Source organism: Acinetobacter sp. YH12064 (genome assembly GCF_013419735.1).
GTDB classification, from domain to species: domain Bacteria; phylum Pseudomonadota; class Gammaproteobacteria; order Pseudomonadales; family Moraxellaceae; genus Acinetobacter; species Acinetobacter amyesii.
On the sequence record NZ_VOZP01000021.1, the window covers coordinates 26985 to 51012 of the forward strand.

23 protein-coding genes are annotated in these 24028 nt (G+C 39.7%); 12 read left to right on the forward strand and 11 right to left on the reverse strand.

The genetic code is table 11. The annotated features are described in order from the left end of the window. The 3 genes from yidD to rpmH are packed head-to-tail and all read right to left on the reverse strand — an operon-like array spanning window position 1 to window position 889. Window positions 1–321 (reverse strand): membrane protein insertion efficiency factor YidD, encoded by a 321-nt coding sequence (yidD, locus tag FTU13_RS16390; protein ID WP_111885710.1) that lies wholly within the window; start codon window positions 319–321, stop codon window positions 1–3. A gap of 9 nt (window positions 322–330) precedes the next feature. After that, a complete protein-coding gene (gene rnpA, locus FTU13_RS16395; protein WP_078189509.1) occupies window positions 331–723 on the reverse strand; it encodes a ribonuclease P protein component in 393 nt (130 codons plus the stop codon). A 31-nt stretch (window positions 724–754) separates the two neighbouring features. Continuing rightward, entirely contained in the window at window positions 755–889 is a 135-nt protein-coding gene (gene rpmH, locus FTU13_RS16400; protein WP_000831329.1) for a 50S ribosomal protein L34, read from the reverse strand. Between the two features lie 661 nt (window positions 890–1550). On the opposite strand from rpmH, the gene dnaA reads away from it, so the two are divergent. From dnaA to FTU13_RS16425, 5 genes are all read left to right on the forward strand, one after another. Next, window positions 1551–2936 carry a chromosomal replication initiator protein DnaA gene (gene dnaA / locus FTU13_RS16405; RefSeq protein ID WP_180128867.1) on the forward strand — a complete coding sequence of 462 codons (1386 nt, stop codon included), beginning with the start codon at window positions 1551–1553 and terminating at the stop codon, window positions 2934–2936. A gap of 108 nt (window positions 2937–3044) precedes the next feature. Then, window positions 3045–4193: a DNA polymerase III subunit beta gene (dnaN, locus tag FTU13_RS16410; RefSeq protein WP_180128869.1), complete on the forward strand. Its 1149-nt coding sequence runs from the start codon at window positions 3045–3047 to the stop codon at window positions 4191–4193. A 23-nt stretch (window positions 4194–4216) separates the two neighbouring features. Beyond that, window positions 4217–5299 carry a DNA replication/repair protein RecF gene (gene recF / locus FTU13_RS16415; protein ID WP_180128870.1) on the forward strand — a complete coding sequence of 361 codons (1083 nt, stop codon included), beginning with the start codon at window positions 4217–4219 and terminating at the stop codon, window positions 5297–5299. Window positions 5300–5342: 43 nt separating this feature from the next. After that, window positions 5343–7811, forward strand: a complete 2469-nt coding sequence (gene gyrB, locus FTU13_RS16420; protein WP_180128871.1) for a DNA topoisomerase (ATP-hydrolyzing) subunit B — start codon at window positions 5343–5345, stop codon at window positions 7809–7811. Between the two features lie 170 nt (window positions 7812–7981). After that, entirely contained in the window at window positions 7982–8359 is a 378-nt protein-coding gene (locus tag FTU13_RS16425; RefSeq protein ID WP_180128873.1) for a hypothetical protein, read from the forward strand. A 529-nt stretch (window positions 8360–8888) separates the two neighbouring features. On the opposite strand, the gene FTU13_RS16430 is transcribed toward FTU13_RS16425, so the two are convergent. After that, entirely contained in the window at window positions 8889–10826 is a 1938-nt protein-coding gene (locus FTU13_RS16430; protein WP_180128875.1) for an ATP-binding cassette domain-containing protein, read from the reverse strand. A 196-nt stretch (window positions 10827–11022) separates the two neighbouring features. Between FTU13_RS16430 and FTU13_RS16435 the strand changes: the two genes are divergently transcribed. The 4 genes from FTU13_RS16435 (at window position 11023) to erpA (ending at window position 14974) form a co-directional block, all read left to right on the forward strand. Then, entirely contained in the window at window positions 11023–12027 is a 1005-nt protein-coding gene (locus tag FTU13_RS16435) for a putative solute-binding protein (protein WP_078194443.1), read from the forward strand. Window positions 12028–12284: 257 nt separating this feature from the next. Beyond that, window positions 12285–13295 (forward strand): putative solute-binding protein, encoded by a 1011-nt coding sequence (locus tag FTU13_RS16440; protein ID WP_078194442.1) that lies wholly within the window; start codon window positions 12285–12287, stop codon window positions 13293–13295. Window positions 13296–13496: 201 nt separating this feature from the next. Beyond that, window positions 13497–14504, forward strand: a complete 1008-nt coding sequence (locus tag FTU13_RS16445) for a putative solute-binding protein (RefSeq protein ID WP_180128876.1) — start codon at window positions 13497–13499, stop codon at window positions 14502–14504. 134 nt (window positions 14505–14638) lie between these two features. Next, on the forward strand, window positions 14639–14974 hold the full coding sequence (gene erpA / locus FTU13_RS16450) for an iron-sulfur cluster insertion protein ErpA (RefSeq protein ID WP_078194440.1): 336 nt from the start codon (window positions 14639–14641) through the stop codon (window positions 14972–14974). Between the two features lie 68 nt (window positions 14975–15042). On the opposite strand, the gene FTU13_RS16455 is transcribed toward erpA, so the two are convergent. The 5 genes from FTU13_RS16455 to FTU13_RS16475 all read right to left on the reverse strand — a co-directional run bounded on the left by FTU13_RS16455 (window position 15043) and on the right by FTU13_RS16475 (window position 20147). Next, the gene (locus tag FTU13_RS16455; protein WP_171263823.1) at window positions 15043–15420 is read right to left on the reverse strand and encodes a hypothetical protein; all 378 of its coding nucleotides are present in this window, start codon (window positions 15418–15420) and stop codon (window positions 15043–15045) included. A gap of 120 nt (window positions 15421–15540) precedes the next feature. Further along, window positions 15541–16452: a matrixin family metalloprotease gene (locus tag FTU13_RS16460; protein ID WP_180128878.1), complete on the reverse strand. Its 912-nt coding sequence runs from the start codon at window positions 16450–16452 to the stop codon at window positions 15541–15543. A 215-nt stretch (window positions 16453–16667) separates the two neighbouring features. Next, window positions 16668–18608 (reverse strand): molecular chaperone DnaK, encoded by a 1941-nt coding sequence (gene dnaK, locus FTU13_RS16465; RefSeq protein WP_078194438.1) that lies wholly within the window; start codon window positions 18606–18608, stop codon window positions 16668–16670. A 120-nt stretch (window positions 18609–18728) separates the two neighbouring features. Continuing rightward, window positions 18729–19268, reverse strand: coding sequence for a nucleotide exchange factor GrpE (gene grpE / locus FTU13_RS16470; RefSeq protein WP_111885723.1), 540 nt, complete (start codon window positions 19266–19268; stop codon window positions 18729–18731). Between the two features lie 564 nt (window positions 19269–19832). Further along, the gene (locus tag FTU13_RS16475) at window positions 19833–20147 is read right to left on the reverse strand and encodes a hypothetical protein (RefSeq protein WP_180128879.1); all 315 of its coding nucleotides are present in this window, start codon (window positions 20145–20147) and stop codon (window positions 19833–19835) included. A gap of 58 nt (window positions 20148–20205) precedes the next feature. On the opposite strand from FTU13_RS16475, the gene FTU13_RS16480 reads away from it, so the two are divergent. After that, window positions 20206–20433, forward strand: a complete 228-nt coding sequence (locus FTU13_RS16480; RefSeq protein WP_228144800.1) for a hypothetical protein — start codon at window positions 20206–20208, stop codon at window positions 20431–20433. Window positions 20434–20613: 180 nt separating this feature from the next. Here FTU13_RS16480 and FTU13_RS16485 read toward each other — a convergent pair whose 3' ends face one another. Beyond that, window positions 20614–21183: a hypothetical protein gene (locus tag FTU13_RS16485; protein WP_180128881.1), complete on the reverse strand. Its 570-nt coding sequence runs from the start codon at window positions 21181–21183 to the stop codon at window positions 20614–20616. A gap of 201 nt (window positions 21184–21384) precedes the next feature. Here FTU13_RS16485 and FTU13_RS16490 point away from each other — a divergent pair, with 201 nt between their 5' ends. Continuing rightward, a complete protein-coding gene (locus FTU13_RS16490) occupies window positions 21385–22455 on the forward strand; it encodes an alpha/beta hydrolase (protein WP_180128882.1) in 1071 nt (356 codons plus the stop codon). Between the two features lie 63 nt (window positions 22456–22518). On the opposite strand, the gene FTU13_RS16495 is transcribed toward FTU13_RS16490, so the two are convergent. Beyond that, on the reverse strand, window positions 22519–23190 hold the full coding sequence (locus FTU13_RS16495; protein ID WP_180128883.1) for an acetoacetate decarboxylase family protein: 672 nt from the start codon (window positions 23188–23190) through the stop codon (window positions 22519–22521). Window positions 23191–23291: 101 nt separating this feature from the next. Here FTU13_RS16495 and FTU13_RS16500 point away from each other — a divergent pair, with 101 nt between their 5' ends. After that, window positions 23292–23861 (forward strand): peptidylprolyl isomerase, encoded by a 570-nt coding sequence (locus FTU13_RS16500; RefSeq protein WP_180128885.1) that lies wholly within the window; start codon window positions 23292–23294, stop codon window positions 23859–23861. Window positions 23862–24028: the final 167 nt, after the last annotated feature.

Here is a 24028-nt window from a genome sequence, read left to right on the forward strand (position 1 = left end):
TTACCCCAAGTGGTTAGAGTGATTTTGGTTCAATAAACGTTCACGAAAGGGTACAGCAACGTGACGCGTTTGAGAATCTATTTGCTGAAATGAAATAAAACGAATTGCTTTTGATGGAACAGGATCATAGCCTGAACCGCCCCAAGGATGACAACGGCAAATACGCTGAACAGCTAGACACACTCCACGTACAGCACCATGTTGATGGACTGCTTCCAAAGAATATTGAGAACATGTTGGAATATAACGACAGCGTGGTCCCAATAAAGGACTAATCGCAATCTGATAGAAACGAATGAGCCAATGCAGTAAACGAACCATTGGTCATCTCTACGCTTGTGGGGAGGTAGCTATTTTTTTATGCTTATTTGCAAGGCGCTGCAATTTTTGCCAAGCAAATTGTAATTGCTGATGCAACTCTGCATTCGGTACCGCCTCTATGCCCATTTTTGGCATAACGACAATATCTAATACATTAGACTGCTGTTGATGCAGGCGAAAACTTTCGCGTGCAAGTCGTTTTACTCGATTTCTTTCATGTGCGCGGCGCACTTTTTTCTTAGCAACAACAATACCCAAACGGCTATTCGGCTGTTCGGAGATTTTTGCTAGAAATAAGAAATGGGGTTGATGCACTTTAAAAAGCGCACCATCGAACACACTTTTATAATCGGCAGCACAGTGTATTCGCACATCTGTGCTAAAGCCGTAAAGTGTTGTCATAACACCCAAGTCTTGACAGTCTTAACTGAAATTAAACAGTTAAGCTGTGACGACCTTTTGCACGACGACGCGCTAATACTTGACGGCCAGCTTTAGTAGCCATGCGAGCACGGAAACCATGAACGCGTTTACGTTTCAACTCAGAAGGTTGGAAAGTACGTTTCATATCGAAACTCCAAAAATGATCTTTCAGTAAAGGTTCGCGATTTTAGTGCTCATTGCTTGAGCTGTCAATGAAAAACACGCTTTCTTTCAAAATCTAGGCTGTGATATATCAAGATAATATAAGGATTAGAAATCAGTCAGAAAGTTTTAAATTAAAAATATTCACAAGCTAAATCATTGTATATATTAATTATTTAAGTTATCTTCAAGTTTACTCACAGATTTATCCACAATCTCAAATTTGTGAATTGGTTTTTATGAATTTAAATTTGAATTTAAACCAACCATCAAGTTATCCCCAGAATGGATCGATCTTATAAATAAATTCAAATTTTAAAATTTAAATTTATTACTATTAGTGTTGATGTTTTCTGTGGAAAAAGCTTTTTTAGATTTAAAAAACAAACAATTATATTGTGGATAACGATGTTTTTATAATTTTGATAGTTTGTGGATAACTTTGTGCTATAATTTATCCACAGCTTGCGGATAAACTTATCCACACGCGATTTAAATTTAAATTTAAATTCAATTTGCGTTTTTTTGATCGATTTCGACTGATTTGTTCATGACAGATGTGGATAAGATGGTTAGAATGGCTGCCCGCTTAGGCGGGGTTGAATTATTTTTTTACGTACAATGGACTGAAATAGGGGTTTCACATGCTTTGGATAGACTGCTTAACTCGCTTGCGACAAGAGCTTTCAGGAAATGTCTATACAATGTGGATACGCCCACTGGTGGCAGAAGATGCAGGTGATAGTCTAAAACTCTATGCACCGAATCCGTATTGGACACGCTATATTCAAGAGCACCATTTAGAACTGATCTCTATTTTAGCGGAACAGTTGTCTGAAGGTCGGGTACGTAAAGTCGAGATTTTGGTTGATTCACGGCCTGGTGCAATTTTATCTGCAGCTGAGCAACCTGCAACAACCACCGCAGCATTAGAGTCAACGCCGCAAGTGTCTGCACCGAATCGTCCTAAAAAAGAAAAAGAAGAGACGTCTTCAAAAAATAACCGTAAGCGTCAGCTTAACCCATTATTTACCTTTTCCTTGTTTGTTGAAGGCCGTTCCAATCAGATGGCGGCAGAAACCTGTCGTAAAGTCTTGACGCAGCCCGGTGCTTCACAGCATAACCCATTATTTTTATATGGACCGACTGGTTTAGGTAAAACCCATTTGATGCAAGCCGTAGGTAATGCATTATTACAAGCGAAGCCGAATGCACGTGTGATGTACATGACGGCTGAAAGTTTTGTACAAGACTTTGTGAGCTCTCTACAGAAAGGTAAGGTCGAAGAATTTAAGAAAAATTGTCGTTCATTAGATTTGTTATTGGTGGATGATATTCATTTGTTGGCGGGTAAAGAGGCCAGCTTGGTTGAGTTTTTCTATACCTTCAACGCGTTATTAGATGAATCTAAGCAAATCATTTTAACCTCAGATCGTTATCCAAAAGAACTGACTGAACTTGATCCACGTTTGGTTTCACGTTTTTCGTGGGGCTTATCGGTGGGTGTTGAACCACCAGATATCGAAACTCGTATTGAAATTTTACTGAAAAAAGCGGAAAGCAATGGCGTGGAACTTCCACGTAATTGTGCGCTGTTTATTGCTCAACAAGTGGTTGCCAATGTTCGTGAACTAGAAGGTGCGCTGAATAAAGTTGTAGCCATTTCTCGTTTTAAAGGTACCGCTATCGATCTTGATGTGGTGCGTGAATCATTAAAAGATGTGTTGGCGATTCGTGCACGTACCATTAGTACTGAAAATATTCAGCGTGTGGTGAGTGAATATTTCCGTATTCCGCTGAAAGAATTGGTTGGCCCAAAACGTACTCGTATTTATGCACGTCCACGTCAGTTGGCTATGGGGCTAGCACGTGAGCTGACAGGGGATAGTTTCCCTGAAATTGGTATGGCTTTTGGTAATCGTGATCACAGTACGGTGATGCATGCGTGTGAAAAAGTACAAAGCCTGCGAGAAGAAGATCCAATCTTCAATGAGGACTATAAAAACTTGCAACGTCTGCTGCAAAGTTAAGTCTTTTTGTTCAAATTCTGTTCTTGCAATGCGGTATATTCTGCCGCATAGTACACTGCTAAAAAATTAATTTATTTTGTCTGTCTTCAGTTTTTAGAGGAATGTATTGTGCGTTTAAAAATCGCGAAAGAAAGCTTACTGAATGTTCTGTCACATGTCGTAGGAGCGGTTGAGCGTCGCCATACCTTAAATATTTTATCCAATGTCAAAGTACAGGTTACTGAGCAAGCATTGACCATTACAGGTTCTGACCTAGAAGTGGAATTGGTTGCGAGTACACCGCTGGCAGATGGCGCATGTTTACAAGCAGGGGTGACGACTGTTCCTGCACGAAAATTGATGGATATCTGTAAATCATTACCGTCAGCGGCATTGATTGATTTGCAAATTACTGAAGACCAACGTTGTATTTTAAAATCTGGAAACAGTCGTTTTGTATTGGGTACTTTGCCTGCAGAAGACTATCCATTATTAACCACTGAAAATACTCAAGGCACTCAAGTTGGTGTGACTCAACGTGAGTTAAAGCGTTTATTCGAGAAAACATCTTTTGCCATGGCGGTTCAAGATGTGCGTTTTTATTTGACAGGTACTTTGCTTGAAATTGATGAAAATCAATTGCGTGCAGTAACGACCGATGGTCACCGTTTGGCGATGTGTGAAACAGCGGCAAGCTCGAATGCAACTCAAGCAATGCAAGCGATTGTTCCACGTAAAGCCGTAGGTGAATTGCAGCGTCTATTGAGTGTTGAAGACGAGCAATTATCGTTGTTAATTGGTCGTGAATTATTAAATGTAACAATTACCATTGCCAGCCGTGATAAAGAGCAGGGTGATATTACCGTACGTTTCACCACAAAATTGATCGATGGTAAATTCCCTGACTACCGCCGTGTGATTCCACGTGGTGGCGATAAAAACGTGCGCATTGCACATGATGTATTTAAACAATCACTACAACGTGTAGCGATTTTAAGTAATGAAAAATTGCGCGGCGTATTCTTGAAGTTTGATGCGGACACTTTACAACTTCGTGCCAATAACCCTGAGCAAGATGAAGCGATCGAAGATCTTGCGATTCAATATGTAGATGCACCGATGGAAATGTCGTTTAATGCACAGTACTTATTGGAAGTTCTGAATGTATTGGATGGTGATGATGTTGCAATGACCATGACAGAAGCGAACCAGTCGGTATTGGTACAAGATCCACAGCAACAAGATCAAACCTATGTTGTGATGCCAATGCGTGTTTAATTCGGACTGACGTCTCAATTATTATGCATATCACGCGTTTACATGTAGAACGTGTTCGAAATTTAAAGACGGTTGCACTCTCTGGGTTGCAGCCGTTTAATGTCTTTTATGGGCAAAATGGTTCAGGTAAAACTTCTGTATTAGAAGCAGTACATTTGCTGGCAACAGGCCGTTCTTTTCGAACTCATATTCCGAAAAACTATATTCAAAATAATAGCCCTGACGCTGTCGTCTTTGCGCAGTCTGCAACAGATCGTATTGGTATGCAAAAAATGCAGTCGGGCGAGCAAGTGATTAAAGTCAATGGCGACCTAGTGGGGACACAAGGGCAGTTGGCTAAGATTTTACCGCTACAACTCATCGATCCACAAAGTACCGATATCATTGATCATGGTGCGAAGCCACGACGTCAACTTTTAGATTGGTTGATGTTCCACGTGGAACCGGAGTTTTACCATGCATGGCAATATTATGCACGGGCATTAAAACAGCGGAATAGTTTACTGAAATCACGACGTCATTTGAGTCTGTCTGACTTAGAACCGTGGAACAAAATGCTCAGTGACTATGGTGAGATATTACATAGTCTACGCAGCAATGTGGTGGAACAGTGGATTCGATATTTTCAACAAGATCTAGAAGCCTTATTGCCTGATTTAACAGTGACATTGGAATATAGTGCAGGCTTTCATGCTGAAACAGGACTGCTGAATGATCTGACCAATCAGCATTTTAAAGACTGCGAGCGTGGCTTTACTGAGTATGGTCCGCACCGTGCAGATTTAAGGTTAAAAACTGCTATGGGTGATGCAGATGTTGTGCTCTCTCGTGGGCAAAAAAAGTTATTGATCATGGCGTTAAAACTGTCACAGATTGCAATGCTACATGCTTGTAATAAGGAAACTGTGGTATTATTAGATGATCTGACAGCAGAATTAGATTTAACCGCACAACAGCGTTTAATTGAGCGTTTAAGCCATCTTGGTAGTCAAGTTTTTATTACCACTTTAGACCATGATTCAGTGCAAAAACACTTACATGATTTATCTATTTCTTATCAATTATTCAAAGTTGAAAATGGTACGGTGCAGGCTGTTGTGCAATGAAATACCACCTTTGGATAGACCTATTTTTCACTAGGGAGAAACCATGAGTTCAGAAGATCAAGCTGCTTCTCAAACAGAACAAACCATAGAAAAAGCTTATGATTCCTCTAGCATCAAAGTATTACGTGGTCTAGACGCTGTACGTAAGCGTCCGGGCATGTATATTGGTGATACTGACGATGGTACTGGCCTACACCACATGGTGTTTGAAGTTGTCGATAACTCAATTGATGAAGCGTTGGCAGGTCATTGTGACGAAATTCAAGTCACCATCCATGAAGATGAATCTGTAAGCGTATCGGATAACGGCCGTGGTATTCCTACCGACATTCACCCAGAAGAAGGTGTTTCTGCAGCAGAAGTGATTTTAACGATTCTGCATGCGGGCGGTAAATTTGACGATAACAGTTATAAGGTTTCAGGTGGTCTTCACGGTGTTGGCGTTTCAGTTGTAAACGCTTTATCAGAAAAGCTCCTATTAAATATTCGTCGTGCGGGTAAGAGCTATGAGCAGGAATATCGCCATGGCGATCCTGTCTATAAATTACGTGAAACTGGTGTGACTGAAACTTCAGGTACAACAGTCCGTTTTTGGCCAAGTTCTGAAACCTTCAGTCAAACGATTTTTAATGTCGATATTTTGGCGCGTCGTTTACGTGAATTATCTTTCCTGAATGCAGGTGTGCGAATTGTACTACGTGACGAACGTATCAATTTAGAACACGTTTATGACTATGAAGGTGGTTTGTCTGAGTTTGTAAAATATATTAACCAAGGCAAAACCCATCTGAATGATATCTTCCACTTCACTACTCAAGCCGATAATGGCATTGGTGTAGAAGTTGCATTGCAGTGGAACGATTCTTATCAGGAAAATGTTCGTTGCTTTACCAATAACATTCCACAAAAAGATGGCGGTACGCATTTAGCGGGTTTCCGTGCTGCATTAACCCGTGGCTTAAACAGCTACATGGAAAGCGAAAACTTACTCAAAAAAGAGAAAGTGGCGGTTTCTGGTGATGATGCGCGTGAAGGCTTAACTGCAATTGTTTCGGTGAAAGTGCCTGATCCAAAATTCTCTTCGCAAACCAAAGAAAAATTGGTGTCGAGCGAAGTGAAAACTGCGGTTGAACAAGCCATGAATAAATCGTTCTCTGAATATCTTTTAGAGAATCCACAAGCTGCTAAATCGATTGCAGGCAAAATTATTGATGCAGCACGTGCGCGTGATGCAGCGCGTAAAGCACGTGAAATGACTCGTCGTAAGAGTGCGCTTGATATTGCAGGCCTGCCAGGTAAATTGGCCGATTGTCAGGAAAAAGATCCTGCATTGTCTGAACTTTACTTAGTCGAAGGTGACTCTGCGGGCGGTTCTGCAAAACAGGGCCGTAACCGTAAGATGCAAGCGATTTTGCCGCTGAAAGGTAAAATCCTCAACGTGGAACGTGCACGTTTTGACAAGATGATTTCTTCACAAGAAGTGGGAACGTTGATTACTGCTTTAGGCTGTGGTATTGGCCGTGAGGAATACAACCCAGATAAACTGCGTTATCACAAAATCATCATCATGACCGATGCCGACGTCGATGGTTCGCACATTCGTACGCTACTATTGACCTTCTTCTTCCGTCAAATGCCAGAACTTGTGGAACGTGGATATATTTATATTGCACAGCCACCGTTGTATAAGCTGAAAAAAGGCAAGCAAGAACAGTACATCAAAGATAATGATGCACTTGAGACTTACCTGATTTCAAATGCAATTGATGAGCTTGAATTACACATCAGTGCAGAAGCGCCAGCCATTCGTGGTGAGGCTTTAGCGGGTGTGATTGCGGATTATCAAACCTCTCAAAAGAGCTTGCATCGTCTGACTGTACGTTATCCTGCAAGTGTGTTGGATGGTTTATTGGCAGTAGAAGGCTTTAAGTTAGATCAAGCAAATAACCAAGACTATGTACAGACTTGGGGTGAGCAGCTACGTGCCAATATTGAGAAAACTCAACCAAGCTTACGTCCTGAATTAAGCTTAGAAACTTTTGAGCATGAAGATACTGAAGGCAATAAGTCAGCAACTTATTTCCCGCGTATTACCATCTATGTTCATAATTTACCGCACCAATACTTGTTAGATTCAGGTCTATTGGGTTCAGGTGAATATGCGCGTTTACTCAAAAATTCGAAGAGTTGGTTCACCTTATTGGAAGAAGGTGCTTACCTACAAAAAGGCGAGCGCAAAATTCCAGTGGGCAGCTTCCATCAGGTTTGGCAAAACATCCTACAAGACTCACGCCGTGGCATGATGATTCAGCGCTATAAAGGTTTGGGTGAGATGAATGCTGAGCAGCTTTGGGAAACCACGATGGATCCTGAGAACCGTAACATGCTGCAAGTAACGGTACAGGACGCGATTGAAGCTGATCGTATGTTCTCTTGCTTGATGGGTGATGATGTGGAACCACGTCGTGCTTTCATTGAAGAAAATGCGTTAAATGCGGATATTGATGCCTAAATTCTGATTACAGAATCATTCAAAAAAGCACTCTTCGGAGTGCTTTTTTTTGTGCTATCTTAAATAAAATTGAATATTAAATCGCCAATTTGTGTTTTATAAAATTGACTTATTCTGATGCTAAGCTCAAATCAAATTGAACTTAGCAGCTAAAAATAAGAGGTCTATATATGATGGACAATCAACTTGAACACATTCGTGACATCTGGGTAAATGCATTTTTTACCGGAAATTATACTGTTTTAGCCGAATACGAAGATGAGCACTTTAAGGTGGTTTATGAGCAAGACGGGCGTGTCGAAAGTAATTATGTCCGCTATGAACGTATTGCACATGCAGTGAAAAATGGGGTTTGGAAACCACGAAAACCAGACGTAGAATTTGAAGAATATGAGTTTAATCGTGACCAAACGGAGTGCAAAATTTTAATTGGTTTAGCTGAAACACAGCAGCAAATACAGGAAATCTGGCATTTTGATCAGACCTGGAAAATACAAGAATTACGTTTTTTAAAGGCAAAAAAAGCCCATCCTTCTGCCTTATCTTAAACAATAAAAAGTTTAAATTGATGTCGTGAGTGGAGATAAAATGCATCCATCTTGCAAATGTGGATAAGTTTTGTGAATTTTCACATTTAGTAGTGTTCAGCATCAAAGTCATTTATAATTGTGGATTATATCATTTAAAAATATTTATCCACAAAAAAGTGGTTCGATGTTTTGAATTTAAAAAATAAAAATGAATTTAAAACTAAGATTTGAATTTAAAAATGGTTTTTGTGGATAAATGTGGCAATGAGTTTGATGTGAAGTAATTTTTTGAATTCATTTACAAAATTAGGGTAAAAGCGATCGCTGAATTTTTAGTTTCTTTACGAATAGAAATGCTTTAACAATGTAATAACCAGTTGGATATGAACATTCGATTTTTTAAATATTTTTTAGATTTATAGCGTGATTACTATTGTGAAGTATAAATAAAAAATCGCCGTGGAACATTTAAATTTCACGGCGATTGATTTTTTGAGCTTAAGTTAGGTTTTCTTAATAATGCAAATCTAGGGTTTTGACTTTTAAATTAAGCCTCAAAACTACTTTCCATTTCTTCTAATTCCATCATTAATTCAAGCATTTGCTCTTCGACAGATTCAAGTTTGGCTTTTAATTCTGTTTGCTCACTCATCAGTTTGAGTAAGTCATCTTTTCGACTGGCTTCATATAAAGCACTGTCTGCTAATAATTCCTCGATTTCGTTTAAGCGTGGCTGAATTTTGCTGATTTGCGCTTCATTTTTTTCAATGTTTTTACGAATCGGGCGGGTCAATTCACGCTGACGTGCAGCTTCTTTGCGCTGCGCTTCTTTATCGACTTTGGAAATCGTCGGTTTAGTTTCAACTTGAGATTTGATGGGAGTAGGGGCTTGTTGGCTATTTTTCATCATGTCAATCCGTGCTTGACGCAGCCAATCGGCATAAGCCACGAGGTCGCCATCAAATTCGCGACATTTCCCATGATGTACCAACAATAATTCGTCACAAACGCTGGCAATCAATTGACGTTCATGCGAAACCAAAACCACAGCGCCTTCAAAATCTTGTAATGCCATAGTTAGGGCATGACGCATATCAAGGTCTAAATGGTTGGTCGGTTCATCTAGAATTAAAACATTGGGGCGCTGCCAAACAATCAAAGCCAAAGCTAATCGTGCTCGTTCACCGCCTGAAAAGCCTTCACTTGGTGTATCCATGCGTTCGCCACTAAAACCAAAGCTGCCTAAAAATGAACGTAATGCAGCTTCACTGATTTTTTTGTCAGCGATTCGAGATAATTGCAACATCGGGCTGGCATTGCCATCTAAAGCATCCATTTGATGCTGCGCAAAATAGCCAATATTCAACAGTTCAGAAGCTTTGCGCGTCCCTTGTAATAAGGGAAGGTCTCCAACCAAGGATTTAATTAAGGTTGATTTACCTGCACCATTCATTCCCAGTAAACCTATGCGACTGTTTGGGGTAATCTGTAAATTCACATTGGTGGCAATCAGTTTGTCACCATAGCCAATATCGACATGTTCCATTTGCAGCAGCGGTGAGCTCATTTTGGTTGGCTCACGGAAACTAAAGGTAAATGGTGTATCGACATGCGCGGCAGAAAGTTCCTGCATGCGTTCTAATTGTTTAATACGGCTTTGAGCCTGTTTGGCTTTGGTGGCTTTAGCTTTAAAACGGTCAATAAATTTTTGGAGATGCGCACGGGTTTCAAGCTGCTTTTCATAGGCTTGTTGTTGTTGTGCCAAGCGCTCAGAGCGGGTGCGTTCAAAGGTCGAATAGTTGCCGGTGTAAAGTGTCAGCTCTTGATTTTCGATATGTAAAATATGATCAGTCACCGCATCTAAGAAATCACGGTCATGTGAAATCAAGATTAGTGTACCTTCGTAAGCTTTTAACCAATCTTCTAACCACAAAATCGCATCTAAGTCTAAGTGGTTGGTTGGTTCATCGAGTAATAATAGGTCGGAACGGCTCATCAGGGTACGCGCAAGGTTTAAACGCATACGCCAACCACCTGAAAAGCTTGAAACATTGAGCTGGGATTGATGTTCAAAAAATCCCAGGCCAGCCATCAATTGTGAGGCTTTAGATGGTGCTGTATAGCCATGGATTTCATCAAATCGGCCATATAAGTGTGCCAATGCTTCATTGTCTAATTGTTCTGGATGTTCAAGTTTATGTTGTATTTCCCAATATTCTTCATCGCCTGATAGAACGAAATCAATCGCTTTCATATCCAGTGCTTTGATTTCTTGTGCCATATGCGCGACGGTCCATACTGCAGGACGAGTTAAGGATCCGCCATCAGATTCCATTCCACCTAAAAGCGCAGAAAAAAGAGTCGATTTACCCGCACCATTTACACCGGTTAAGCCGATTTTCCAGCCTGGATGCAATTGCATAGATGCTTTTTGAAATAAAACACGCCCACCGCGACGAATGGAAAGTTGGTCTAACTGAATCATGGAACTAACTAAACAAGAAGAATGTGGGGTTATTCTAATGGATGGCTTTGCAAAAGAAAAAACAAAGCATCGCAACCATCTGAAAAAATGTGACAGATTCCACGTATTTAGGTATATTGAACTGGCTATAGTATTAAAAAAATATTTCAAGTTGTTGTTTTAAATGGATTAATAAAACATATTGGGAATATAAGAAATGAGAAAAGGAATTTTAATTTTATCGCTTCTTTCAGGTGTGATGTCTGCACAAAGCTATGCCAATCAGAAGGTTTGTGTGTTCGATTTACTTGGAAAAGCGGGGGAATCTTATAAGCTGATGGAAGAGTGGTCTCTGGCCAGTAAGGCATGGGGAGCACAAGTTCAACTGATTTCATATCAAGATGAATCCAAAGTCGATAAAGATTTTAAAGAAGGGAAATGTGACGCATTTTATATGACCTCGATGCGGGCACGTGCGTATAACAAATTTGCCGGTTCGATTGATGCCATTGGCGGTGTACCGAATAATACTATCGCACAAAAAGCCATTACCTATGTCTTAGATAAACGGAACAGTAAACGACTGATTAGCAATCTAGGGAAAGATAGTTATGAAGTGGCAGGGATCGGGCAAATTGGTTCAGCCTACATTTTTGTCCGTGATCGCAATATCAATAATTTAGAAAAAGCTGAAGGTAAAAAATTTGCCATTTTGCATTATGATTATGCGCAAAAAGTGATGGTCGACCGTGTTGGCGCTGTGCCAGTGATGTCAGAAATTTCTAATTTTATTCGCAAGTTTAATCAGGCCGAAGTTGAAATTGTTGCTGCGCCAGCTTATGCCTTTAAGCCACTCGAAATTTCAAAAGGCTTAGGCACTACCGGGGCGATGGTGAATTTTCCTGTGGTGAATGTCACGGCAGACCTGATTATTCGTAATAATAAATTCCCAGAAGGTTTTGCTGAACCTTCTCGGCAATGGTTTGTTAAGCAATTACCAAAAAGTTTTGCCATGGTGAAACGTATGGAAGCTGAAATTCCTGCCAAATATAAGATGAATCTCAGCAAAGATGATCAGTTGAAGTATCAGAAAATATTGCGTGAAGGACGGATGGATTTAACCAAACAAGGGATCTATGACTCCACCATGATGACGGTACTAAAAAAAGCCCGTTGTACGATTGAGCGAACCAATTTTGAGTGTTCAGTGGCGGGTGAATAAGCTTTTTTCTGTATTTCTTTGTAAATTTTGATGCAATCGCTGTAAATGTAAAAAGCCATTTTTGCAAATATAAGATGATGATTATATTTATAATTTCACTTTGAATAAAAAGTGATATGCATCACAGAAAAACAGAATATGCCAAAATGACATAAATAAATGGAGTAAATGCTCTATTTTTTTTAATTTAACTTGCTTAATATCGGGCTTGTGTAAGGACACCTCTGAACCATAAAAAGATTTGAAAGGAAAATAGAATGAAAAAAACGCTCCTATCATTGGCTACGTTTGCTGCAATTGGCTTTGCTGGTTCAGCTCAGGCAGCAAAAGTAGATATCTGTGTATTTGACTTACTGGGTAAGTCAGGCGAGTCATATCAAATGGCTCAGGAATGGGCGCTTGCAGCAAAAGGCTGGGGTGCTGAAATTAACTTAATTCCGCGTCAAGACGAAGCAGTAGCCGACAATGACTTTAAAGCAGGTAAATGTGACGGCGTATTTATGACGGCGATGCGTGCCCGTCAGTACAATAAATTTGCAGGCTCTATTGATGCGCTGGGTGGCGCACCGAGCAATGCGATTGCGCAACGTGCGATTACCTTTGCATTAGACCAACGTAATGCTGCAAAAATGGTTAGTAACCTAGGTGGTAAAAAATACGAAGTGGCGGGTATTGCCCCACTAGGTTCAGCGTTCATCTTTGTCAAAGACAAAAAAATTGACTCAATTGAAAAAGCAGCAGGTAAAAAGTTTGCAGTTTTAGGCTATGACGAAGCACAAAAAATCATGGTGCAACGTGTCGGCGCTCAAGCTGTGATTTCAGATGTATCTAACTTTGTGGCGAAGTTTAATAATGGTCAGGTCGATATGGTGGGTGCGCCTGCATATGCCTACAAACCATTAGAGATCTATAAAGGTTTAGGTACCAATGGTGCGATGTTTAACTTCCCAGTTTTACAAGTGACTGCGGACTTTATTATTCGTCCTGATCAGTTTCCTGCAGGCTTTGGTCAAAAATCACGTGATTGGTTTGTGAAACACTTACCGAAGAGTATCGCGATGATTAACCGTCTAGAAGCAGGTATTCCTGCGAAATATAAACTTAACCTAAGTGCAGAAGATAAAACCAAATATCAAAAATTACTGCGTGAAGGTCGTATGGATATGACGAAGCGTGGCATTTACGATGCAGGCATGATGTCTGTTTTGAAAAAGGCACGTTGTTCTGTCGATAAAGCTAATTTTGAATGTTCACTTGGCGGCGAATAAGCTGATATTTAAAGAAAAAAGTCTGGATTTATCCAGGCTTTTTTTTGCAAATTTACAGGTCATTCTCGCCATTGAGTGAGCAAATATTCAGGTAATCTAAATTCAAATCGAGGGCTGTGAGTCAATTGAATCGAACTTAGCATGACCCAAAATTAAAAAAATGGTTAAAAACAAAAACAGTAAAAAACAAGGAAAGTCAGTATGAAACAATGGACAAAGGTATTGAGCGTTGCTGCTGCATTAATAGCGGTAAATGGCGTAGCTCAAGCGAAGCAAGTGGTATGCGTATTTGATTTGGTCGGTAAAAATGGTGATGTTTTTACCCTGATGAAAGATTATCAATTGGCGGCAAAAAACTGGGGCGCAGACATTGAGCTCCGCGTCGGTCAAAATGAAGCAGTGATTGCAGAAGATTTTAAAGCCGGTAAATGTGATGGGATCAGTGTTACTGGTATGCGTGGTCGCCAATTCAATAATTTTACTGGTTCTTTAGATGCCATTGGTGCGATTCCAGATTTGAAATTGGCCGTAAAAGTTATGCAAGGTCTTGCAAGTCCAACATTTGCGAAGAGCATGGTTAATAGTAAATATGAAGTGGCAGGTGTGATACCTGTTGGTGATGCCTATCTGTTAGTGAATGACCGAAGTATTAATACTGTCGCTAAAGCCGCAGGTAAAAAAATTGCGGTGCTTGACTATGATGAAGCACAGAAAATTATGGTGCAGCAGGTCGGAGCTCAAGCAGTCAGTGCTGATGTAACCAATTTTGGCGCCAAATTTAACAATGGTCAGGTAGATATAATTGGGGCACCTGCTGCGGTGTTCAAACCATTGGAATTACATAAAGGTTTAGGCAGCAAAGGCGCAATCGTCAATTATCCAATTTTACAAGTGACGGGAAATATCATTATTCGCCCAGATAAATTCCCTGCAGGTTATGGACAAAAATCACGTGATTGGGTCAAAACACAATTACCTCGTGCATTCACCATTTTAGGAAAAATGAAATCGGAAATTCCAGCCAAATATTGGATGGATGTTCCAACTGCAGACAAAGCTGGTTATCAAAAAATGATGCGTGAAGCGCGTATTGATTTGACTAAACGTGGTATCTACGACAAGCGAATGATGAAACTATTATGGCAATTCCGCTGTAAACAAGATCCGAAAAACTTCGAATGCGCATTACAGGAAGAAAACTATAAATAAGTTTTAAATGAATCTTGAGAAAAATACTCTGATTTAACTTTAAACTGTGAAGACTGACCATATATTGAGTATGTTATACTTGAAATATGGTCTTTTCTTTTTAAAGACACCCCAATGACTCAGAGGAATCCATCATGAATGCTCAAGCACTTGTGCTGACTGACAATGCTGCCAATAAAGTACGCCAATTGCGTGAGAGTGAAGGTAATCAAGACCTTATGTTACGTGTATATGTGACTGGTGGTGGTTGTTCAGGTTTCTCATATGGGTTTAATTTTGCTGAAAGCCAAAACGAAGATGATGCTGAATTCATCAATGGTGATGTGAAGATGTTGGTTGATTCACTGAGCTATCAATATTTAGTTGGTTCAACAGTCGACTATATTGAAGGTCTTGAAGGTTCTCGATTTGTGGTTCAAAACCCGAATGCGACAACCACGTGTGGATGTGGATCTTCATTCTCGATCTAATCGCAATGATGAATTGAGCCATAAAAAAGCCCTCATTTAGAGGGCTTTTTTAATGTTTAAAATCGATATTAGGCTTCAAATTTTAGTGCTTCTAATAGATCTAAAATTACGGTAGTCACGTCTTGAGTCAATTGATAATTATTAAAAATTTCATATGCCGTAATGGTGACATCGGTATCACTCGGAAGCAGGCGTTGTTCTTCTTCGATGAGGTCACGGATCGGCAATAGGGTTTGTTTGACCTGTAAATGCAAGACATCTTTAAACTCAAGATTTTCGTCTTCGAGCTCAATTAATTGCTCATTAAAAAAGGGTAAAAGTACCGCATGGAGATAAGGTTGAATGTCTGTAATATCAAAAATCTCAATATCACGGGTTTGTTCAATCGTGCTGATGTGGTCATTCACTTCAATTAAGATATGGTAGTAACTCACATTGCTCTCCACGTAAGATGTCATTGATATAAGGGAATTATTGCAAATCAACAATAACATGAAATGCTAATTATTGTTGGTGAATCCTATAATATCCTTATAGATTGTATGGTTTTTTTTGCTCAGGGTGTTCTAACGATAATATAGTAAGCCTTGGTCTGCTGGCATCAGTTTAAAGTTTTCTAATTGTTGCGCGCCTAAGATTGGGTACATTAATGCAGCAGGGTCATTATGGTGAGATAAGCCGAGAGCATGTCCGAGTTCGTGGGCAAGGGTAAGACGTAAATCATCTTCGGCATCAAATTGATAAATCTGAATCTGATCCCCCATAAAAACGCCTTTATGAAACTCTCGAGCAGGAAAGCGCTGACTGGCTTGTATCACGCCTGCATTATATTGATCGATTTGCTGGTTATAGCTTAAGACTTGTTGGTTAAATTGATCATTTTGCTGATTAAATCGATCTATTTCTTGGTCTAATTGCATCGCTTGTGCTTTAACTTGCTCAAGTTCTCTTTCAACGCGTTGCATATTGGGGTCTTGTGCATGCTCTATTCGGCTCCAATTCATACGTTCTTGCGACAGCTGTGCGATTTCCGCACGGATCATGGCTTGTTTTGATCGGAGCTGTTGCTCATTCATCTCCAGACCTTTTCTCGAATTTGCTAAGTTCTCGGCATATAAATCATTACGGGCTTTATCTGCGGCTAAGGTCTTTTGGACTTGCTTATAGGCATTGTATTGTTCTTGGCGATCATCATAAATTAGATGGATCGCCAGTTGTGCATTTGGGTCATAGATAAATAACGGTTTGAGTGTCCCTTTATGCCATATCTCTGCGGCTTCTTCGCTAAGTTGAATGACTTGTTGCTGGCTTAATCCAAAACGCGGATCGACATCAGCAACCCGATAACGCAAACGGGTATCGAGAGGGTGTAAAATTCGATCTGAAATTGAATTAAATTTCAGTTGAGGATGCTGCTTGGTTTGAAAGATCCACCAAGTACTCAAAACGATGACAACAATAATTAAAATCAAACGCATAGCGTCGCAAAACTTGATTATTTTGCATTAATTTAACTGAAATTTAGTGCTATGCAAATCTAAGTTTAGACAGATTGGCAGTCGAGAAGAATGTGGCTGTTTGAGCTTAAGCGTGTTATTTGAATATTGCCTGATGCAGACAAAATCATCCACAAAAAAAACCGCGCTTTCGCGCGGTCTTTTTGAGCTTTGAAAAACTCAGTTAAAGCGACAAATTATTTTTTGTCATCTTTTACTTCAGTGAACTCAGCATCTACAACGCCGTCATCTGCTTTTTGAGCTTGACCTTCAGCGCCTTGGAAAGCGTTAGGATCAAAACCTTCAGCACCGCCTTGACCTTGTGCAGCTTCATAAGCACGTTGAGTGATCGGCATAATGATGTTTTGAAGTGCTTCAGTTTTCGCTTTGATTGCATCTACATCGTTTTCTTTAGTCGCTGCTTCGAGCTCAGCTACAGCAGCATCGATTGCAGATTTCTCATCAGCAGTTACCTGTTCACCAAGATCTTTTACTGCTTTTTGAGCAGAAGAAACAAGTGCATCAGCTTCGTTACGTGCTTTCGCTAATTCTTCAAATTTACGATCTTCTTCAGCATTCGCTTCAGCATCTTTGATCATCGCTTCAATTTCAGCATCGCTCAAACCAGAGTTAGCTTTAATTTGAATTGATTGCTCTTTACCTGTGCTCTTATCTTTTGCAGATACTTTCAAGATACCATCAGCGTTGATGTCAAATGATACTTCAATTTGTGGTACACCACGTGGAGCAGGTGGAATATCGCCCAATTGGAAGTTACCCAACAATTTGTTTTGTTGAGCCATTTTACGTTCACCTTGGTAAACTGAAATGTCTACAGCTGGTTGGTTGTCTGCAGCAGTTGAGAACACTTGAGATTTCTTCGCAGGAATCGTCGTGTTTTTCTCAATGATCGCTGTTAACACGCCACCCATTGTTTCAATACCAAGTGTAAGCGGAGTTACGTCAAGAAGAAGTACGTCAGTTTTATCACCTGAAAGTACTGCACCTTGAATCGCAGCACCCATCGCTACAGCTTCATCTGGGTTCACGTCTTTACGTGGCTCACGGCCGAAGAACTCTTGTACTTTTTGTTGTACAAGTGGCATACGAGACTGACCACCCACCAAGATTACGTCAGAGATGTCAGAGGTTGAAAGACCTGCATCTTTAAGTGCAATCTTACATGGTTCAATTGTACGAGCAACCAATTCAGCAACTAAACCTTCAAGTTTAGAGCGAGTCACGTTGATCACTAAGTGTTTAGGACCAGTCGCATCTGCTGTGATGTATGGAAGGTTGATTTCTGTTGCATTCGAAGAAGAAAGCTCGATTTTTGCTTTTTCAGCAGCTTCTTTTAAACGTTGAAGTGCAAGCGGATCTTGTTTCAAGTTTACGCTTTGTTCTTTCTTGAACTCTTCAACCAAGTATTCAATTAATGCATTATCGAAGTCTTCACCACCAAGGAATGTATCACCGTTTGTAGACAACACTTCGATTTGTTGGTCGCCATCAAGGTCAGCGATTTCAATGATTGATACGTCGAAAGTACCACCACCTAAGTCGTAAACCGCAACTTTACGGTCGCCTTCTTTTTTGTCCATACCGAACGCAAGTGCAGCAGCTGTTGGTTCGTTGATGATACGTTTAACATCTAAACCAGCAATTTTACCTGCATCTTTAGTCGCTTGACGTTGAGCATCGTTAAAGTACGCAGGAACAGTAATTACCGCTTCAGTTACTGTTTCACCAAGGTAGTCTTCAGCTGTTTTTTTCATCTTTTTCAAGATTTCAGCAGAGATTTGTTGTGGTGCAAGTTTCTTGTCGTTTACATCAACCCAAGCATCGCCATTGTCAGCTTTGATGATTTTGTAAGGTACAAGGCCGATATCTTTTTGCACAGCTTGGTCTTGGTACTTACGACCGATCAAACGTTTGATTGCAAATAATGTGTTTTTAGGGTTAGTCACTGCTTGACGCTTAGCAGATTGACCGACAAGGATCTCGCCGTCTTTATATGCAATAATAGATGGGGTTGTACGAGCGCCTTCAGCGTTGTCGATTACTTTTACTTTGTCGCCTTCAAGTACTGCTACGCAAGAGTTTGTAGTACCTAAGTCAATACCAATGATTTTCGCCATTTGGATGTTTCCTCTAAAATTCTTTTACGATGTTTTCGCTTGTTATCCGATATGAGAGCCAATCAAAAATTTTCAAGTAATATTGGTTAAAATTTTTAATTCGTCTCAGAAAATTTGTCTTTATGCACCAACCATAACCATAGCAGGGCGTAATAGACGACCGTTTAAGCTATAGCCTTTTTGCAATACTGTCCCAATTTCATTTGATTTGGCATTTGGATCGATGCCCACAGCCTGATGAAGATCTGCATTGAAACCATTTGCAGTATCCACAGCAACCACACCAAATTTTTCTAAAGTGCTGAGCAATGATTTCAGTGTAAGTTCTACACCTTCAGATAAACCTGATTTTTCATCACCTGCCGCAGCAATCGCGCGTTCAAGGTTATCAACTGACTCAAGCAATTGTTTTGCAAATTTTTCCAGCACAGTATCTTTATGCTTTTCAGATTCGCGTTGAATGCGCTCTACACTTTTTTGCGCTTCATATACGGCATTTGCAGTACGTGCTTTTTCAAGTTTTAAGCTTTCTTCTAAATTGGTGATTTGTGCTTGTAAATCTTCAACTGAAACTTCAGCTTGCTCGTTTTCAGCTTGAGTTTGCTGTTCTGCTTGCTCTTGTTGAAGATCTTGAGCGTCTTGGTTTTGCTCAGTCGCCATTGATTTACTCCGTTTAAATGGGTTCTTAAACATGTTCAGTCCTTATAGCTGTGCGTTCAAACGACATCGATGCGTAACTGCCATGCGTTTTGAATTCATGATTAATAAAAGAAATCGGGGCAGGGGATAAAAATTCAAGCGAAGTCAGCGATTAAATGCAGTTTTTTATTCAAATAAATGGTTTTTCAGCAAAATATCGACTGCAAAATTAAATTCTATGAAAATATAAATTATTGATTTGAATGTATAATCATATTTTGATCGGATTTATAGATTTTCATCATAAATTTTAACGGTTTCTCTTTGTGCCTGAAAATTTGCATAATTTATCTATCGGAAGTGACCATATCCACTGGAGAGAGGGATATGGTGACTACCTCTAGATTTTAGAAACACTTTTCCATGCTGATTTCCCAAGAATCAGCATTTTTTTTGCCTCAAAAAATAGTGGTTAATATTTATACATAAAAACTCTTAGTATCAGTTTTATTAAATATTTCACAAAAAATGATCAGCACAGTATTCTTTGTTTCAGATTATATCGCTGTAGTTTCTTAATTTATTTCAAATGTGTTTTTCATGGCCTGCTTCTCTCATAAGCAGGCTTTTTTTTGCATGAAATTTATAAAAACAGCCACTTAAGTAACTGAGCTGCAAGTTTTGTTGGACTTTGTTGTATTCAAAAGCTGAGATCACGCTTGATTTAAAACCATGTATATTTATTTTATTAATAAAAAACAAAGCACTTGAGTTAAATAAATGATGTAAAGCCTCACTATAAAAGAAAACTGCTTGATTAATAAAACATTTCATAAGCTGTACCGTGTCTCGTACAAAGTACAACTTAGAAGGTGGGAACTTCACAGAATTATTTTCCATTATGACTCGGGCAAAGTTGAGCTTTGCTTTTAATGATTCAATGAAGGAAATAATGAAGATGAAAAAAATTGGTTTATTCGCTGTCGCAGTTTTAGGTTTTGGTTTAGCTGCGGTAGGTTGTACTTCTCAAGAAACTGTAGAATCTCCAGAAACCGCACAAGTAACGTCTGCAACTGAAGCATCTGTAACGACAGAGCAATCGGGTGCTGTGGTTCAAGCAGATCCATCAGCTCAAGGTGCTGAAGTTCAATCTGCGCCTGCACCGCAACCTACAGTTCAGCAATAAGATTGTTTAATGCTCTCTGACCTGTAACAACAGGCAGTCAAGAATAGACAGAAGATAGGATGCCTCTTCTGTCTATTTTTTTTCTATTGCTTTTTTTACCTTTTCTATTTTTAGTGAATGAAAAAAAAGCCCATCATGTAGATGAGCTTTTTACTTTTAACCGATCTGCAAAAACAACAATTAACGGCGATTTTCCCACGCGCGACGACGTTCTTCAGCTGCTTTACGTTGTTGATCTGATGCCTTTTTTAAATCTTGAATATTTTTTTTGCGCTCTTGCTCAATTTGTTTTCTACGATCTTGACTGGCTTTACGGCGCTGTTCTTCTAAGCGCTGACGCTCTTTGCTGACTTTTTGACGATCTTGTTCAGCACGTTTACGACGTTCAGCTTCAGAGTATTTACGCTGTTGTTCTAGACGTTGACGTTCGAGTTCGTTTTTACGACGATCCCACTCTTGTTGATTTTTACGATTCTGTTCCCAGTTACGCTGGTCAAGTTGCTGCTTTCTACGTTCAAGCTCTAAACGATTACGTTGTTGTTGCTGACGTTCCCATGTACGGCGGTCTTGTTCATAACGGCTGTCGTAACGGCGATCATAACGATTATCATAGCGACGATCATTATGATCATAACGGCGGTCATAACGTTGATCATAACGTCCATCGTAGTAACCATCTTCAGGGAATGCTACGCAGCCTACAGCCAAAAAAGCAGTCGCAAAAGACAGAAGGATGATCTTTTTAGCCATGGTGAGTATCCTTTATCGAGAATGGGTTAGCATAATCAACCCATAAAACTTGGGTAAATTGTCAATGACAACTCTATAAAAGAAGATTAGCTTAACTAGGTTTGTACTATGTATGTCGATGTTGAGACTTATATGTGAATATGGTCACATTTGACCTAGATCATGTAGAAAGTATGAAGAGCATAATTCGAAGGATAGAGCATGTTTGCATTGAATGAATCACTTAAAAATATGAAAGATAAAGGCCAAGGTACGGCTGCTCGGTTACTTGATCGTCTTCCTAACTTTGCCAAAGAAAGCCTCGCAAAACGTCTCGATTATCCGTTTATTTTTCCAGAATTAGATCCGCTGGTGAAATGCATGATGGCGGCTCAACTCAAGCAAGGTAAGTCAGGCTTTGTGACCGAAGACTATGTGAAGTCTCGTAAATTATTTGATTTACAGATGGAGTCGATCAAGACCAAGCCGACCTTTGTGAAACAAGTGCAAGATATACGTCTACCTTTACAAAGTGCTACGCTGTTTGCGCGTCATTATCATCCTGCTCCAAATAAAAAATTACCGATGATCGTGTTCTATCACGGTGGTGGTTTTGTGGTGGGTGGTCTAGACACGCATGATGAAGTTTGTCGTTTATTGGCCGTGCATGCCAAAGCACAAGTTTTAAGTATTGATTATCCTTTAACACCAGAAGCCAGCCCAGCTCAATTAATGCAAAGTTGTGAAGATGCCTTGGCTTGGACTTATCAAAATAGTCGTCAGTTTAAAATTCTAAAAAATCGAATTGCGGTGGCAGGGGATAGTGCAGGCGGCAATATTGCTACTGCGGTTGCACAGCGCAGTGCTCAAAAAGTTTTTGCCCCGCAAGCTCAACTATTAATTTACCCAGTAGTGGATTTCAAGAGTCGCCACCCATCTTTCTATGCTTATAAAGATGGTCTAGTTCTGACTGAAAAAGATATTGATGTCGTAACGGCTTTATATGCAGAACAACATGCAGTGGCCTTAGATGATCCATTAATTTCACCAACCTATGGAAAATTGGCAGGTATCGCACCCGCGTATATCGTGACAGCAGGGCATGACGTTTTACATGACGAAGGTGAAATTTATTCGCATAAACTCTGTCAGCAAGGGGTGAAAGTGTTTTATCAAGAATATACCGATCAAACTCATGGTTTTATCAATTTAACCCCGGTTTCGCACCGAGCTAAAAAATACGTGATCGAGATCAGTACGAAGTTCCGTAAATTTTGGGATAAACGTAGCTAATCATTCCTTTATATAAAGTAAACCCAGTGTTTCACGTGAAACACTGGTTTTTTATTTATTGGGTTATTTATCTTGGATTTTTGCAGCAGGAAAAACGAGGCTAAATTCTGGGACATAAAAGCTTTGCAATAATCGTGCTTCAGAAAAATTTGGAAAAATCTCCTGTGTGTTGTGCCATTCTACCTGTTTCAGTTTAGAGAGCCGTCCGCGAAACTTCGGTGAAAATTGATAGCGCTTACCTTCCCACGCTTGTCTGATTTGCAACATCGCTGCAGGGATATGATGACTATTAATATAGAAAGAACGCTGTGAACGTGATTTTTTTAAACGGATCTGCATCTTTTGTTGTTCAACTTCTATAGTACAGACCACTTCATTGTCATGTTGTTGCCATTCAAACTTTGCCAACTCTTTAGGAATACCCCAGAGTTTTTGGCCATGAATGACAGAGATATCTGTCGAAACATAAATCTTAGGTATCGAACTTAACCTTTTCTTACTCAATAAAGGGTGATCTAAAATCAGCAATTCGTCATAAGGACCCACAGGCGAATCATGGTATCGGACCAATAACACCTGAACCATACGACCCAAAGGTGATGTCGCTAAACGGAACATCTGCGCTTGTTGGATAAAACTCGGAGAGATCCAATAATTTAAAATAAAAGCATCGCCACGCAGTTGCCAAGGCGGTAAATGTGTCAATGGAGCGTCCGACGGTATTATTTGCGTCATCATTGTTCTCGTTTTAATAATGGCAGAATAATTACTTTTTAATCATCAAAGACTAATATACAGTCAATAACAAGTACGAGATCAATCAGAAGAGTTAGCAAATGTTAAAACAGATTTTATTTACAGCAGTACTTGGCTGTGTGAGCTTAAGCAGTTTTGCTGCCAATACTATTGTCGAAATGAAAACCTCTCAAGGCAATATTGAAATTGAACTATTCAATGACAAGGCACCTATCTCAGCAAAAAACTTTGAAAGCTATGCAAAAGAAAAATTTTATAACGGTACAATCTTTCATCGCGTGATTCCTGGATTTATGGTTCAGGGTGGGGGCATGGATGTCAAAATGCAGGAGAAGCCAACAAAAGCGGCTATTAAGAATGAATCAAGTAATGGCTTGAGCAATAAACGCGGCACATTGGCAATGGCACGGATGAATCATCCTGATTCAGCAAGTAGTCAGTTCTTTATTAATGTTGCAGACAATGACTTCCTCAATAAAAGTGCAATGAATGCGGGATATGCTGTTTTTGGTAAGGTCACTAAAGGTATGGATATCGTCGATAAAATCGTAAAAGTTCCAACTGCGAACTATGGAATGCACCAGAATGTCCCTGTAAACCCAGTAGTTATACAGAGTGTGGTGATTAAAGCAGCACCTGAAAAAAACTAAGCGCACAAAATAGGAAAAATATTTTACATGATATTTGTAATAAATATCATGTGTTTATGTGAGTAAAGTGTATTTTTTGAACCATAATGGTGCATAAAAATAAAACACTCGTGTTCTTTGTGAGTGAAAAGCACTTGCACGTGTAAGAAATTGCCCTATAATGAGCA

Bases quoted from the DNA above. Each gene is read 5' to 3' on its own strand.
- yidD (WP_111885710.1), bottom strand. From the start codon at position 321: ATGGTTCGTTTACTGCATTGGCTCATTCGTTTCTATCAGATTGCGATT.
- rnpA (WP_078189509.1), bottom strand. From the start codon at position 723: ATGACAACACTTTACGGCTTTAGCACAGATGTGCGAATACACTGTGCT.
- rpmH (WP_000831329.1), bottom strand. From the start codon at position 889: ATGAAACGTACTTTCCAACCTTCTGAGTTGAAACGTAAACGCGTTCAT.
- dnaA (WP_180128867.1), top strand. From the start codon at position 1,551: ATGCTTTGGATAGACTGCTTAACTCGCTTGCGACAAGAGCTTTCAGGA.
- recF (WP_180128870.1), top strand. From the start codon at position 4,217: ATGCATATCACGCGTTTACATGTAGAACGTGTTCGAAATTTAAAGACG.
- gyrB (WP_180128871.1), top strand. From the start codon at position 5,343: ATGAGTTCAGAAGATCAAGCTGCTTCTCAAACAGAACAAACCATAGAA.
- FTU13_RS16425 (WP_180128873.1), top strand. From the start codon at position 7,982: ATGATGGACAATCAACTTGAACACATTCGTGACATCTGGGTAAATGCA.
- FTU13_RS16430 (WP_180128875.1), bottom strand. From the start codon at position 10,826: ATGATTCAGTTAGACCAACTTTCCATTCGTCGCGGTGGGCGTGTTTTA.
- FTU13_RS16435 (WP_078194443.1), top strand. From the start codon at position 11,023: ATGAGAAAAGGAATTTTAATTTTATCGCTTCTTTCAGGTGTGATGTCT.
- FTU13_RS16440 (WP_078194442.1), top strand. From the start codon at position 12,285: ATGAAAAAAACGCTCCTATCATTGGCTACGTTTGCTGCAATTGGCTTT.
- FTU13_RS16445 (WP_180128876.1), top strand. From the start codon at position 13,497: ATGAAACAATGGACAAAGGTATTGAGCGTTGCTGCTGCATTAATAGCG.
- erpA (WP_078194440.1), top strand. From the start codon at position 14,639: ATGAATGCTCAAGCACTTGTGCTGACTGACAATGCTGCCAATAAAGTA.
- FTU13_RS16460 (WP_180128878.1), bottom strand. From the start codon at position 16,452: ATGCGTTTGATTTTAATTATTGTTGTCATCGTTTTGAGTACTTGGTGG.
- dnaK (WP_078194438.1), bottom strand. From the start codon at position 18,608: ATGGCGAAAATCATTGGTATTGACTTAGGTACTACAAACTCTTGCGTA.
- grpE (WP_111885723.1), bottom strand. From the start codon at position 19,268: ATGGCGACTGAGCAAAACCAAGACGCTCAAGATCTTCAACAAGAGCAA.
- FTU13_RS16475 (WP_180128879.1), bottom strand. From the start codon at position 20,147: ATGGAAAATAATTCTGTGAAGTTCCCACCTTCTAAGTTGTACTTTGTA.
- FTU13_RS16480 (WP_228144800.1), top strand. From the start codon at position 20,206: ATGAAAAAAATTGGTTTATTCGCTGTCGCAGTTTTAGGTTTTGGTTTA.
- FTU13_RS16485 (WP_180128881.1), bottom strand. From the start codon at position 21,183: ATGGCTAAAAAGATCATCCTTCTGTCTTTTGCGACTGCTTTTTTGGCT.
- FTU13_RS16490 (WP_180128882.1), top strand. From the start codon at position 21,385: ATGTTTGCATTGAATGAATCACTTAAAAATATGAAAGATAAAGGCCAA.
- FTU13_RS16495 (WP_180128883.1), bottom strand. From the start codon at position 23,190: ATGACGCAAATAATACCGTCGGACGCTCCATTGACACATTTACCGCCT.
- FTU13_RS16500 (WP_180128885.1), top strand. From the start codon at position 23,292: ATGTTAAAACAGATTTTATTTACAGCAGTACTTGGCTGTGTGAGCTTA.